The organism is Vreelandella sulfidaeris, from assembly GCF_042429665.1.
In the GTDB taxonomy this organism is placed as follows: domain Bacteria; phylum Pseudomonadota; class Gammaproteobacteria; order Pseudomonadales; family Halomonadaceae; genus Vreelandella.
In genome coordinates, this window is sequence record NZ_JBHMAC010000009.1 from 79,660 (window position 1) to 92,023 (window position 12,364).

The following is a 12,364-nucleotide window of genomic DNA, read 5'->3' on the forward strand; positions in this document are numbered from 1 at the left end:
CGATGAACGTCTGTTATTGACTAATGCCCCGGCCCGATTATGCGGCTGGGGCATTTTTATCGTATGAAGATAGCGCTAATCCAGATGATCCAGCGTGACGACAATGTCCTGCTTGGATACGTCGACGTTCCAGAACGTATAGCTATCGTTATCTTCATCGACGAGGCGAATATCGAAGTAAGGGTTGGTATAGCCCGTCAAGGTTACCCGCTGGGTATCACCGTTCATCAGTACGTCACTGCCCAACACGTCTTCTTCCCAGCTTTTTGATTTCCCAGGGCTCACGTACATGTAGTAAATGGTGTAGCCGGTGCGGTTAGTGATATCGACGTAGTAATCACTTGCCATGGCCAACGATGAAGCGCATAGCGCCACCAATGCCATTAACAATATTCTGATCTGCATTGAAAATTCCCCTGGGCTTTTTTTGATACCAGCAGCGTGCCGCTATTTAAGTAACGCTGAACATTCTCATGTTCAACGACCATGCAGTATATCGCCGGTGAGTTTTTTACACAGCCGCCCGTGACCTAACCGCAGCTGATAGAATAGTGCCCCTTTCAGGTGCATTGGCAGCCCATTGCCGAAACGCCTTCTACTTTTACTACCTCTTTTTACTACCTGAGAGTCGCGCAATGATCGCCACCACCCGCTCTGTATTCCGGCCACTTGTCCGGCTTGGCCTTATCCCGCAGATCTTAATCGGTATCCTTGCCGGGGTATTGCTCGCCCTGTTTGTGCCGGGCGTTGCCCGCGATGTAGCCCTACTAGGCCAGCTATTTATTGCCGCTTTACAAGCGGTAGCCCCCATTCTGGTGTTTGTGCTGGTGGCCGCTGCGATTTCAGCCCATCAAAAGGGTCAGCCCACCCATATTCGTCCAGTACTGGTTCTGTATGTAGTGGGTACGCTGTGCGCTGCCTTGATCGCAGTAGCGGCCAGCTTTCTATTTCCCACCGAACTGGCATTGAATGCAGAGAGCGTGAATGGCAACCCGCCAGGGGATATTTTTAACGTACTCAAAGATCTTTTGTTGAACGCGGTGGCCAACCCCGTGACGGCGCTGATGGAAGCGAACTTTATCGCTATTCTGGCCTGGGCCATCGGCCTTGGTTTGGCGCTACGCCAGGCAAGCGACACCACCCGACAAGCATTAAGCGATATGTCGACGGCGGTTACCCGCATCGTTACTCTGGTGATTCGTTTAGCGCCAATAGGGATCTTTGGCTTGGTAGCGGGAACGCTAGCAGAGTCAGGCATCCAGACATTGCTTAACTATGCCCAGTTGCTGGGGGTGATTGTGGGCTGCATGGTGTTTGTTGCCCTGGTGAGCAATCCGTTGCTGGTCTACATTGCCACCCGCCAAAACCCTTATCCTCTAGTGTTTACCTGCTTGCGCGGTAGTGCCATTACGGCTTTTTTCACCCGCAGCTCAGCGGCGAACATTCCGGTCAACCTGGAGCTTTGCCGCCGCTTAAAGCTGGATGCCGACACTTACTCCATCTCGATTCCGTTGGGCGCGACGATCAACATGTGCGGCGCCGCCATTACCATTACGGTCATCACCCTGGCCACTGCCCATACGCTGGGCATTAGCGTTGATTTTCCTACTGCCCTACTGCTGTGCGTAGTGTCTGCGCTGGCGGCCTGCGGCGTTTCAGGCGTGGCGGGCGGCTCGCTGATGCTGATTCCCATGGCCGCCAGCTTATTCGGCATTCCCACTGAAGTGGCGATGCAGGCGGTGGCGATAGGCTTTGTGATCAGTGTGGTGCAAGACTCCACCGAAACCGCGCTCAACTCATCTACCGATGTGCTGTTCACCGCGGCGGCCTGTCAGGCGCAAGAAGGGAAGCGCTCTTAAATGTCGCATAGGGAAAGTGGCCTTTTACGAAGGCCACTTCCCTGCTCAAGCCCCTTGACCGTTCCCACAAAACGAATCCCAGCGGTTTACGATTATTCTTCGTTATCGACGGTTAACTATTTGACAATTTGACCAGATCAGCCAATCGCTTGCGCTCGTGCTCCTCATAGAAACTCGGGTCATCGAACAGGTCACGTTGGGTATCATCAAAGATCAATTCCAGCGCGCCTGCACTACTTTGTACCATGGGTTCAAAGTGCGCAGGCTGGGTAACCAGCGCCGTGACATGGCGACGGCGGTAAATGGCATAACACCCCAACAAGGTAAATACGCAGGCAATATAGATCGGCAGTCCATGGCTTCCGACGGCCGTCATCAGCGACCCCGAGGCGATGGGCGCAACGGCACAGCCGGCGCCGTGCATCACCAACATATCCGCAGAGCCTGACACAATTTCATCCGGGTGAAGCTGGTCAATCAGTTGTGCGACGGCCAGCGGGTAAAGCGAGAATGCCAAGCCTCCCCAGATAAAATAGAGCCCTAGCAACACCTCGTGGCTGGGCGCAAACGGCATGCATGCTGCTATAAGCGCGGCACCTAACACCACCCAGGTCATCACCCGCGGGCGATCATGCTTATCAGAAAAGCGCCCGATGGGTAGCTGCAGCAGAGCCCCACCAATAATAGCGACGCTCATCACCAGGCCCACCCCGCCAATATCAAAACCTAATTGCGTGGCATACACCGGCGTCATTGACCAAAAAGCCCCCATGGCGAGACCCGACAACGCGGCGGAGGCGACGGCCAGCGGCGCGAAGCCAAGCAATGAACGCAGGCTACTTTTAGGCCGCTCGGACATTTTAGGCTGCACTCGGCGAGTCAAGGTAATCGGTAGCAGTGCCCAACTAATCAAAATGGCGATCACCACAAACAGCAAAAAGCCTTGTGGAGAAGAGAGTCGTAGCAGCTGTTGGGCAATCGCCAAGGCACCCAAGTTGACCACCATATAAACGGCGAAAATGCGCCCGCGCTCGTGGCTGGCCGCTTGGCTGTTCAGCCAGCTCTCAATCACGGTAATCAAGGTAATAAAAGAAAGGCCGTAGACAATGCGTAATGGCAACCACACCCATGGATTGATAAATACCAGGTGCAACAGCGCGACCGACGCACAAATAGACGCACAGAAACCAAAGGTACGGATATGCCCCATCCGCCGAATTAAACGCCCGCTCACCCAGGTGCCGCAGATAAACCCAACAAAGTAGCCGGACATGATCATGCCCAATATCGCGCTTGAAAAACCCTCTCCTGTGCCGCGCAGCGTCAGCAGGGTATTCAGTAAGCCGTTACCCAACAGCAGTAACGCCACGCTGTATAGAATTGATTTAACCGGTCTAAGCATTGCCAGTGACCGCATGGCGCCTCCTTGCAACAGTTATCTAACGAACGACATCTACTGACGAATCACATTTATGCACCAGATCTCTCACTCAAACAGACTTTTTAGAGCCACCGCAAAACGCTCACCTATATAAGCTAATGCATAAAAGGTGCCAGCAAGGATTTACCAGCGATTCGTTGACAGGCTAACGTTCTTTATATAGAACGTTCTATAAAAGAAACACGAGATAACGAGATGGATAAGCTCTCACTCAATACACTTGGCGAGCACCTGCAAGCACTCCGTATCGAGCGGGGCTGGTCACTGTCACGACTGGCCAATGAGGCAGGCATAGCTAAATCCAATCTGTGCCGCCTTGAGCAAGGCAATGGCAACCCAACGCTGGACACCATTTGGCGACTGGCAGTGCGGCTCAATGTCCCTTTCGGCACGCTGGTAGCGCCGATCAGCGTACCGCTGGGTGAAGATGGTGTTCAGGTGCGGTTAATTGACCAAGGCAAGGATTCTCCTCAGGTGGATGCCTACTGGATGCGCTGTGCGCCGCACACATTGCGCCATGCAGAAGCCCATGCACCGGGCACTCTAGAATCGCTCACGCTGATTAGCGGCGCCCTGGAAGCAGGGCCAGAAGGCGCCACCACAGAACTTGCACCCGGCGATAGCGTGACCTTCCCTGCTGACCAGCCACACCTTTACCGCACCCAGGCAACTGAGGCCACATTGATGATGACCATCACCTACGGTGAACAAGGCAAAACACAATGAGCACACTTGCTCCCTCCCGCTCTCCGCTTGTGCGTTCAACGCTCAAGGGCGCCCGTGAAGCCATTCCACTCCTGGGCGGCTATATACCGGTCTCCCTCTCGTTTGGCCTAGTCGCCACACAGGCAGGCTTTGCCACTTGGGAGGCGACCGCCATCTCTTTACTGATTTACGCCGGTGCTTCCCAGTTTCTATTTGTGGGCATGATTGCCACCGGCGCACCGCTGTGGCTCGTGGTCGCGATGACCATGTTGATCAACGTGCGCCATGTGGTATACGGGCCTAATCTGGCGGCGTTATTACCGCGAAGTCGGCACTGGCCCTGGTTGATGCACGGCCTGACCGATCAGGTATTTGCCCTGGCGCTTACTCGCTTACCCCCACTGCCCGGGGCTGAACGGTTTGGCTGGTTTTTAGGCGCCTCATTATTGGCCTGGGGAGTGTGGGTAGTGGGCACCCTGGTTGGGGCCACCGCAGGCGAGACGATGACCGCCCGCTGGCCGCTGCTGGGTGAGATTATGCCCTTTGCACTCCCTGCGCTGTTTTTAACCATGGTAGCACCGCGCTTTACCGATAAACGCTGGTCACTGGCCATGGGGCTTACCATTATAGTCGCCCTCAGCTTGACGCTGGTCGGCTGGGCCAACGTGGCGATTCCCCTGGCGGCCGCCTGCGGTGCACTATGCTTTTATACGGTTCAGTTCCAGTCCAGAAGGGGCACTCAATGAGCACCGCACTTTGGCTAGCCGTGGTCATTTCTGCCTTGGGGACATTACTGATAAGGGTAGTGCCGTTTCTATGGATGCAGCGCCGCCTCAACAGCGAAAGCGGCCTTAATAACATGCCCCAGTGGCTGGGGATTCTTGGCCCGCTGATGATTGCCGCCGTACTCGGCGTCTCCATTGTGCCGGTTAACCCAAATGCGATCTCATGGCTGGCAACGGCCATAGGGCTTTCCGTCACGCTGTTGGTGTGGTCACGCGTGCGCTCACTCGGCTGGCCGGTGGCCGCGGGGGTGGCAGTGTTTGGTTTAGTGGAGGTTGCGGCTCTCATTTGGTAATGCTTTGCATTAGCTTTTACGCCATGCCATCATCCTGGTACTGCACTCCTAGCCAACCGTAAAGTGACATTAATGTTAAAAGCATCCCCCCATCGCAAGAAGGTTCTAATGAGGGTGTTGCTGATAACGCTGACGGCGCTACTGCCCTTAATGGCAGCCGCTAACACGCCAAACAGCCCCCCGGAACCACCACGCATTGTGACGCTTTACCAGGGGGCGACCGACAGCGCCGTAGCCCTTGGACTGACGCCGATTGGCGTCGTCGATTCATGGCTGGAAAAGCCCATGTACCGCTACCTGCGTGCCCCCCTTGATGGCATTGAGCACGTAGGACTGGAAACTCAACCCAACCTGGAAAAGATTGCCTGGCTGAATCCTGACCTCGTGATTGCCAGCGACTTTCGACATGCGCGAATAGCGCCGCTACTCGAGGCCATCGCCCCCACTGTATCTGCCCCGACAGTGTTTAACTTCAAGACCACGCTGAACATGGTGGCCAATGCTGCTGGCCGCGAAGCGCAGGCAAATGAGCTGCTTGAGCAATGGGATGATCGTGTCACCGACTTTCGTCAGCAGATTGCCACCAGGCTTGGCAGCGAGTGGCCGCAAAAAGTGGCCGTGGTGCGTTTTAAAAGCGACCACGTGCGTATCTATACCAGCGGCTTTGCGGGTTCGATTCTTGATGAGCTGGGTTTTGAGCAACCCGATACACTGCAAAGCCAGAGCTGGGGAATGAAGCTTTCCAGTACTGAAAACATTCCGGTGCTGGATGCCGATGCCCTGTTTATTCTGCTTGAGCCCGATGACCCTGCGATAGCGGATAATTACCAGCACTGGGCCTCCCACCCACTCTGGCAACGGCTGTCAGCGGTACAAAGCGGACGCGTATTTGAAGTTGAGCCAGTGAGTTGGATGATGGGTGGCGGCATACTGGCGGCCAACGCCATGCTGGATGATCTGTATAGCCACTATGGGCTGACGCAGCCCGAAGCGGCGACGCATCGGGCTTGCCTGCCTCACACCAGTGCCCGTGGGGCTCCCACTTCATGCTAAACAGTGTTGCCGCAAAAAGTATTGGCCTTTTCATCGGCGCACTGGTGTCGCTGGGCGCCTTTTTCGCCAGCGTGATGTTAGGCACCACGGAGATCGCCCTCTCCTCTCTGTACGGCTCCCTCGCCCATTACGACCCGACCAACATCGCTCACATCATTCTTTTAACCGAGCGCTTACCCCGTGCGGTAATTGCCGCTCTAGTGGGCGCCAGCTTAGCGATTGCCGGCGCGCTGATGCAGACCTTGACGCGCAATCCGCTGGCGTCGCCGGGTATTTTGGGCATTAACGCTGGCGCGATGTTTTTTGTGGTGGTCGCAGTTTCACTATTGCCGCTACATACCCCCGCTCACTACGTATGGGCCGCGCTGTTAGGCGCACTCGTTGCGGCCATCCTGGTGGTGATGCTTAGTCGCGGCCGCCACGGTGAGCTCTCCCCTCTGCGGGTTGTGCTGGCAGGCGTTGCGGTAACGGCGATGTTTGTGTCGTTCAGCCAGGGGCTGTTGGTGATTGATCAGCAAAGTTTTGAAAGCGTGCTTTACTGGCTGGCGGGCTCAGTGTCGGGACGCGATCTTTCATTGGTAGCGCCCTTACTGCCGCTTTTTGGTGGAGCACTGCTACTCAGCACCCTGCTGATACGCCACGCCAACGCACTATTGCTGGGTGATGACATGGTCACTGGGCTCGGCATGCAGGCCACCACCATCAAGCTACTGCTCGGCTTAATTGTGATTGTGCTGGCGGGTAGCTCCGTGGCGCTGGCGGGTATGATCGGTTTTGTCGGCCTGATTGTGCCCCACATGGCACGGGGAATATTTGGCATCGACCATCGCTGGCTGCTGCCGGCCTGTGCACTATTGGGTGCCTGTCTGCTGCTGCTGGCCGATCTTGGCTCGCGCTTTTTAATACCCCCCCAGGAGATCCCGGTCGGTGTGATGACTGCGCTGATCGGCACGCCCTTCTTTATCTATCTGGCACGACGCAAGATGGCTGGCCAATGAGAACAGACGCAACATTAACGCTCCACAGCACCGCAGTAAGCGATAGTCATCGCTTACTGCGTCGCCTGCTGATGCTAAGTCTTTTATTGCTAGCAAGCGCCGGGCTTTCGCTCTGTTTAGGTAGCTTTCCCACGCCACCTGTGCAGGTGCTAAATGCACTGGCAGCCCCGCAGAGTAGCGATATTACCTTTATCATTTGGGAGCTTCGGCTGCCCCGCATTACGCTAGCGATACTGGTTGGCGCCGCCCTGGCAATAGCGGGGGCGATTCTGCAAAGCATCGTGCGCAACCCGCTGGCCTCCCCGGATGTGATCGGCATTACCAGCGGCGCGGCGCTGGCAGCGGTGGTGTTCCTATCCCTATGGAGCACCACCCTTAGCATTCACTGGCTGCCCGTTGCGGCCATGCTGGGCGCGCTGGTGTCTGCACTGCTGGTGGTTAGCCTGGCCTGGAAAAACGGTATTAGCCCATCGCGCATGGTGCTGGTGGGTATTGGTTTGGCGGCGGCCGTGGGCGCTGGCACCACCCTGTTGATCGTCATCAGCGATGACTCTGCCGCCATGACCGCCTACGTGTGGTTGACCGGCAGCCTTTACGCGGCGCAATGGGACGATGTGTGGGGCCTAGTGCCGTGGTTAGTCGTCGCGGTGCCTATCAGCCTAGCCTTCGCCCGACATGCGGATGCCATGGCCCTGGGTGATAGCGTTGCCGAAGGGTTGGGGGTGGCGATTCTGCGTAGCCGATTAATATTGCTGACCTGCAGCGTGGCACTCGCCGGCGCCGCGGTGGCGTTTGCCGGTGGCTTAAGCTTTGTAGGCTTAATTGCGCCCCACCTGGCGGCCAGACTGGTGGGGCGAAATATGGCACAATTAGTGCCCGCGTCAGCACTGGTCGGCGCCTTGATAGTACTTTATGCCGACCTGTTAGGCCGTGTGGCGTTCTTACCCAAAGACCTGCCTGCCGGCATCTTTGTTGCCGGGATAGGCGCACCCTTTTTTGTTTACTTGCTGCATAGATCGCGAGCTCGCTTCTAGAACCTGTTGACGAAAAAAAGCGGCACCCTCGGGGCGCCGCCAAACAGTATCGAGCATGAAAAAAGAAAACGGCTAACTAGAAATCCAGCTGGTACCCCAGCGTAAAAGTGCGGCCTCGTCCAGTGAAGTAGTACTCATCACTAATGCGTGCGGATTGGGAGTAGTAAGTGAGGTAATCCTCATCGGTGAGGTTTTCGATACCCACTGACACTCTGCCGGTGGGCAGGCGATAAGCCAGAGAAGCATCCACTAGGCCGTAACCGTCAAAATCAAGCGCGGGATTATCGACGCTGCGATCAAAGTAGTAACTACCCTGTAAACGCGTGGAGACACGCTCGTTCCAGGTAGCGCTCCAGCCGAGTTTGAGCGTATCCGGGGCAATATTGATGCCGGTGAGCTTGGTATCCACACTGCCGTCGCCATCCTGATCCGACTCGCCCTCGGTGTGAGCATAAGAAAGCGATAGATCGTGCTTGTCCGCCACCTGCATGTCGCCGGTAATCTCAACACCCTGGATCTCGGTCTTCTCGCGGTTACCTACCCAGGAGCCATTCTGCTCGGTAAGCCGCTGGCCGTAATCCGAGTTGGACTCGTAGTAGCTGATCTCTAGCCCGTAGCCATCCCAGTCAAAACGCGCGCCGATCTCCCGGTTATCGGTCACGATAGGCTGAAGTTGCAGCAGGGTGTCCACATCCTGGCCCGCCGTGCCAATACCGCGCAGCACCCGTCCCACATCGGGCATGCCAAACCCTTCCGAGTAGTTGGCATACAGCTGAGCCCAGTCGGTGGCTTGATAGGTTAAGCCGACGTTATACAGCGTCTCATCGAAGCTGGGGTTGCCACCATCAACGGTAACGTTGTCTTGAGTAATATTGCTGCGGTCGATGGTTTGAAAGGTATCTACCTTAAGCTCAGCATGCTCGTGACGCACCCCGGCATGCAGCGTGAGAGGCGCCGCGAGCTTAAACTGGCCCTGCAGGAAAGGCGCCAAATTACGATAGCGGCTTTCCGGCACATAGGTACGCCCGGTATGCACCAGCATCTGGCTTGTTTCGTCTTCCAATAAGTCCAAACCAACCGTCACACCCAAACGGTCGTCCAGCATACCATCACGATTCAAAGTGAATTTGGCGCCCGTTTTGTCAGATTCATTGCGTGTCTGGTCATACTGGGTATCCCCTGCACTATCCAGATAAGGGAAAAATGGCGTAGTGGCAAAGCGTGCGCGGAAACGCTGGCGATACACTTGGGCATCCAGTTCGTTGCCAAACCAGTCAGCATGAGAGTAGGAAAGCCGCGCCGAGGTCACCTCGTTGAATCCAGGCTCCCCGTCACGACGGCCTTTGCGTGCAGTGGTGGGAACACCTGCGGAGCGGTCTCCGGCTACCGGTACGTAGTCATTACCCTCTTCCAAATCGAAGTGGTTCAGCGAGAACTCGATATTCTGGTTGTCGTCGATCCAGTAGCCCAGCTTGCCGAAAAGATCGTAGCTTTCAGAGTTTTGCAGCTCACCGGGGTAAGCAATGCCCACGCGACGGTCGCCCCCATCGTAAAACACGCCCCGCTCTTGGCGCGTAGCGGAAGCGACAAAATCCCAGTCGCCCTGCTGGCCGCTAATGCGATAGTTCAGCTTGTTGCCTAAGCCTTCCGAATGCAGGTCGTCATCGACGGTTAGGCTAATGCCCGCGCTTTGGCTGATGCCGCCACCTTCGGCGCGGAGGGTAACGAAGTTGATCAAACCACCGGTGGCCCCTAAACCATGCTCGGCGCTGGCCCCGTGTATCACTTCAATCCGCTCAACCATTGAGAGATCGATAGTGTAGCTATCGCGCGAGCTATCGCGCAGCGGATTGGACTGAGGCACGCCATCAATCAAGAACAGCGCATCGCGCCCGCGCAGCGTTTCCCCCGCGTTGGAGAGCTTCTGGCGGCTGGGCGAATAAGAAGGAATCAAGTTGCTCAAAACCTGGCCTGGGTCATCGGTAATAGCGAGCTGCTGCTCGATCTGATGGCGAGTAATCACCGTGATACGCTGTGGTGTCTGTCCTTCTTTACTGCGGCTGCGGGTCGCCGTAACAACCATGGTGGGTGATGAATCATTGAGGGATACCCCACTCTCAGTTGCCTCTTGCTGGGCATTTGCCTGAGTCGCCGCCACTAATCCTGCCAAAGTGATCGTCGGCCAGAAAGCGGCGTTTTTCGTTTGTTTCATACTTGCTCCCTTGCGTTGTGTGAATGAGCCTTTAATTAAGCTACCGCCAAATGCTAACGCATATCTAAATGATAATTATTGTATTATGCATTTTTGAGCAAGAAGGTCTACCAATCCGAACGAACGGCTCAATACATCTAAATGAGCCTGGATAAGCATGAACCTGACGAAGTTGAAAATGAGAATATTTTGGCTTACGGTTCTACCAGCTTTAACCACCCAATGAGCACATCCATGACCTACCCTTCTCATCAGCCACCTCGCTTGACGGGCGAAGCCCTGCACGCAGGTTATGACACTCGACGTGTGCTGGATGGTGTCGACATTTCGGTTGAGGAAGGCAAACTCACGGTGCTATTGGGGCCGAATGGAAGTGGCAAGTCGACGCTGCTAAAAACCCTTGCGCGCACACTCACACCTACTGGCGGGCATGTGTATTTGGACGGCAAGGACATCCATCGCAGCAAGACGCGAGAGGTCGCCAAACGCTTGGGGATTTTGCCCCAAGGCCCGGTAGCGCCTGAAGGACTAAGCGTAAAGCAGTTAGTGGGGATGGGGCGCTTCCCACATCAGGGGTTATGGCAGAAAAATGCCCAGCAAGACGCCGATGCCATTCGTGAAGCGATGGCTTTTACCCACGTGACAGAATTTGCCGAGCGCACTGTCGATGCGCTTTCAGGCGGCCAGCGCCAGCGCTGCTGGATCGCCATGGTACTGGCTCAGCAAACCGATCTGATCCTGCTTGATGAGCCCACTACCTTTCTGGATCTGAAGGTACAGGTTGATTTGCTGGAGCTGCTTTCGCGCCTGGCTCATGATAAAGGCCGTACCTTGCTACTGGTACTCCACGATCTAAACCTGGCCGCCGCCTACGCTGACCACCTAGTGATGATGCGCGATGGACGGATAGTCACCAGCGGCGCGCCAAGCGACGTCTTTACCACGACCAATCTCAAGTGTGTGTTTGATTTGGACGCTCATGTACTCCACGACCCCGAAAGCGGCAGTCCGATTTGTGTACCGCGGAAACGGCAACAAGCCAACGCTGAATCGGATGTGGTTGTTTAGCAACGCTGCGTATTGGGAGACGCTACCCGACCCGCCATGGATCAATAATGGGGATGCCTAAATATTTGAAGTCTTTCACATTGCGGGTAGCAAGCTGGGCATGGTGCTGCTGACAAATGGCGGCGATTTGAGCATCAGCAGAATGCACTGCCCGGCCGGAACGCTCGCTGTCGGCAACTAAAGTTGCATAATAGACAGCGGCTACATCATCAAAAGGTAAAATACGTGCGTTAAAGTCTTCTTCAAACATCTCGGCGGCTAGCTGTGCAAAGCGCTGCTTACGCTTGCCATCAGGCAAACGTTCAATACCGTAAAGAATTTCGGCCACGGTAATAGCGGTTATCGTGACGCCGAGAGGCTCCTCAGCATTAAGCCAATTAACTACGCTCATATTGGGCGCAGGGCGCATCAATTCCGACAATATATTGGTATCCAGAATAATCACAACTCAAAGTCCGCTGCCCTTGGTTTTTCCTCACGTTTTGGCAATGATAATTCCAGCCCGCTCTCAGCGGCAAAACGCTGATGAATGCGACTTCCCAGTCCACCCTGCTGCGGTTTTACTAGCGCCTTGCGAAGAATAAGCCGCACCTCTTCTTCCATAGAGTGCCCATGGCTCGCCGCCTGAACGCGGAGTTGCGCTTTGAGCTCATCATCTAAATTCCGCACCGTAATAGTCGCCATTTTCATGCTCCCCTCATTGCTAACATTGACTTCATTGACTGCAATGATAGCACATATAAAAAGAGGGAACGGCGTGCAGCCCTGGCCTAAGGGGCCTTCTCCAACAAATACTCAGCCACCGCTTGATAGGCTGGGAGCGAGATGGGATCGATGGCTGTATTACCTGCTAAAGGGTGCAACGCAAAATGCAAGATAGCCATCTCAGCCGCCGGGTCGATATAGATAGTTTTTC

The 12,364-nt window shown here is 55.5% G+C and carries 13 protein-coding genes; 8 read left to right on the forward strand and 5 right to left on the reverse strand.

Features of this window, described 5'->3' with window-relative positions:
• Positions 1 to 75: 75 nt before the first annotated feature.
• A complete protein-coding gene (locus tag ACFFLD_RS04460; protein ID WP_386037164.1) occupies positions 76 to 405 on the reverse strand; it encodes a hypothetical protein in 330 nt (109 codons plus the stop codon).
• Between the two features lie 230 nt (positions 406 to 635).
• Here ACFFLD_RS04460 and sstT point away from each other — a divergent pair, with 230 nt between their 5' ends.
• The gene (gene sstT / locus ACFFLD_RS04465; protein ID WP_386037167.1) at positions 636 to 1,859 is read left to right on the forward strand and encodes a serine/threonine transporter SstT; all 1,224 of its coding nucleotides are present in this window, start codon (positions 636 to 638) and stop codon (positions 1,857 to 1,859) included.
• 112 nt (positions 1,860 to 1,971) lie between these two features.
• On the opposite strand, the gene ACFFLD_RS04470 is transcribed toward sstT, so the two are convergent.
• Positions 1,972 to 3,276: an MFS transporter gene (locus tag ACFFLD_RS04470; protein WP_386037170.1), complete on the reverse strand. Its 1,305-nt coding sequence runs from the start codon at positions 3,274 to 3,276 to the stop codon at positions 1,972 to 1,974.
• 219 nt (positions 3,277 to 3,495) lie between these two features.
• On the opposite strand from ACFFLD_RS04470, the gene ACFFLD_RS04475 reads away from it, so the two are divergent.
• The 6 genes from ACFFLD_RS04475 (at position 3,496) to ACFFLD_RS04500 (ending at position 8,168) form a co-directional block, all read left to right on the forward strand.
• Positions 3,496 to 4,026 (forward strand): helix-turn-helix domain-containing protein, encoded by a 531-nt coding sequence (locus tag ACFFLD_RS04475; RefSeq protein ID WP_386037173.1) that lies wholly within the window; start codon positions 3,496 to 3,498, stop codon positions 4,024 to 4,026.
• Positions 4,023 to 4,751 (forward strand): AzlC family ABC transporter permease, encoded by a 729-nt coding sequence (locus tag ACFFLD_RS04480; RefSeq protein WP_386037176.1) that lies wholly within the window; start codon positions 4,023 to 4,025, stop codon positions 4,749 to 4,751. The genes ACFFLD_RS04475 and ACFFLD_RS04480 overlap by 4 nt, the downstream gene beginning before the upstream one ends.
• Positions 4,748 to 5,083: an AzlD domain-containing protein gene (locus ACFFLD_RS04485; protein WP_386037179.1), complete on the forward strand. Its 336-nt coding sequence runs from the start codon at positions 4,748 to 4,750 to the stop codon at positions 5,081 to 5,083. Before ACFFLD_RS04480 ends, ACFFLD_RS04485 begins: the two co-directional genes overlap by 4 nt.
• Before the next feature lie 108 nt (positions 5,084 to 5,191).
• Positions 5,192 to 6,136 (forward strand): ABC transporter substrate-binding protein, encoded by a 945-nt coding sequence (locus ACFFLD_RS04490; protein WP_386037182.1) that lies wholly within the window; start codon positions 5,192 to 5,194, stop codon positions 6,134 to 6,136.
• Positions 6,130 to 7,134: a FecCD family ABC transporter permease gene (locus ACFFLD_RS04495; protein ID WP_386037185.1), complete on the forward strand. Its 1,005-nt coding sequence runs from the start codon at positions 6,130 to 6,132 to the stop codon at positions 7,132 to 7,134. Before ACFFLD_RS04490 ends, ACFFLD_RS04495 begins: the two co-directional genes overlap by 7 nt.
• On the forward strand, positions 7,131 to 8,168 hold the full coding sequence (locus ACFFLD_RS04500) for a FecCD family ABC transporter permease (protein WP_386037188.1): 1,038 nt from the start codon (positions 7,131 to 7,133) through the stop codon (positions 8,166 to 8,168). The genes ACFFLD_RS04495 and ACFFLD_RS04500 overlap by 4 nt, the downstream gene beginning before the upstream one ends.
• Positions 8,169 to 8,244: 76 nt before the next feature.
• On the opposite strand, the gene ACFFLD_RS04505 is transcribed toward ACFFLD_RS04500, so the two are convergent.
• Positions 8,245 to 10,380 carry a TonB-dependent receptor gene (locus ACFFLD_RS04505; protein WP_386037191.1) on the reverse strand — a complete coding sequence of 712 codons (2,136 nt, stop codon included), beginning with the start codon at positions 10,378 to 10,380 and terminating at the stop codon, positions 8,245 to 8,247.
• 234 nt (positions 10,381 to 10,614) lie between these two features.
• Here ACFFLD_RS04505 and ACFFLD_RS04510 point away from each other — a divergent pair, with 234 nt between their 5' ends.
• The gene (locus ACFFLD_RS04510) at positions 10,615 to 11,448 is read left to right on the forward strand and encodes an ABC transporter ATP-binding protein (RefSeq protein WP_386037194.1); all 834 of its coding nucleotides are present in this window, start codon (positions 10,615 to 10,617) and stop codon (positions 11,446 to 11,448) included.
• 22 nt (positions 11,449 to 11,470) lie between these two features.
• Here the strand turns inward: ACFFLD_RS04510 and ACFFLD_RS04515 are convergent, their stop codons facing one another.
• Positions 11,471 to 11,893 carry a type II toxin-antitoxin system VapC family toxin gene (locus ACFFLD_RS04515; protein ID WP_386037197.1) on the reverse strand — a complete coding sequence of 141 codons (423 nt, stop codon included), beginning with the start codon at positions 11,891 to 11,893 and terminating at the stop codon, positions 11,471 to 11,473.
• Entirely contained in the window at positions 11,890 to 12,138 is a 249-nt protein-coding gene (locus ACFFLD_RS04520; protein WP_386037200.1) for a FitA-like ribbon-helix-helix domain-containing protein, read from the reverse strand. Before ACFFLD_RS04520 ends, ACFFLD_RS04515 begins: the two co-directional genes overlap by 4 nt.
• Positions 12,139 to 12,364: the final 226 nt, after the last annotated feature.

What these genes read in the sequence shown, in the direction of transcription:
- ACFFLD_RS04475 (WP_386037173.1), top strand. Translation starts at nt 3,496, where the DNA reads ATGGATAAGCTCTCACTCAATACACTTGGCGAGCACCTGCAAGCACTC.
- ACFFLD_RS04510 (WP_386037194.1), top strand. Translation starts at nt 10,615, where the DNA reads ATGACCTACCCTTCTCATCAGCCACCTCGCTTGACGGGCGAAGCCCTG.
- sstT (WP_386037167.1), top strand. Translation starts at nt 636, where the DNA reads ATGATCGCCACCACCCGCTCTGTATTCCGGCCACTTGTCCGGCTTGGC.
- ACFFLD_RS04500 (WP_386037188.1), top strand. Translation starts at nt 7,131, where the DNA reads ATGAGAACAGACGCAACATTAACGCTCCACAGCACCGCAGTAAGCGAT.
- ACFFLD_RS04520 (WP_386037200.1), bottom strand. Translation starts at nt 12,138, where the DNA reads ATGAAAATGGCGACTATTACGGTGCGGAATTTAGATGATGAGCTCAAA.
- ACFFLD_RS04470 (WP_386037170.1), bottom strand. Translation starts at nt 3,276, where the DNA reads ATGCGGTCACTGGCAATGCTTAGACCGGTTAAATCAATTCTATACAGC.
- ACFFLD_RS04495 (WP_386037185.1), top strand. Translation starts at nt 6,130, where the DNA reads ATGCTAAACAGTGTTGCCGCAAAAAGTATTGGCCTTTTCATCGGCGCA.
- ACFFLD_RS04485 (WP_386037179.1), top strand. Translation starts at nt 4,748, where the DNA reads ATGAGCACCGCACTTTGGCTAGCCGTGGTCATTTCTGCCTTGGGGACA.
- ACFFLD_RS04480 (WP_386037176.1), top strand. Translation starts at nt 4,023, where the DNA reads ATGAGCACACTTGCTCCCTCCCGCTCTCCGCTTGTGCGTTCAACGCTC.
- ACFFLD_RS04460 (WP_386037164.1), bottom strand. Translation starts at nt 405, where the DNA reads ATGCAGATCAGAATATTGTTAATGGCATTGGTGGCGCTATGCGCTTCA.
- ACFFLD_RS04490 (WP_386037182.1), top strand. Translation starts at nt 5,192, where the DNA reads ATGAGGGTGTTGCTGATAACGCTGACGGCGCTACTGCCCTTAATGGCA.
- ACFFLD_RS04505 (WP_386037191.1), bottom strand. Translation starts at nt 10,380, where the DNA reads ATGAAACAAACGAAAAACGCCGCTTTCTGGCCGACGATCACTTTGGCA.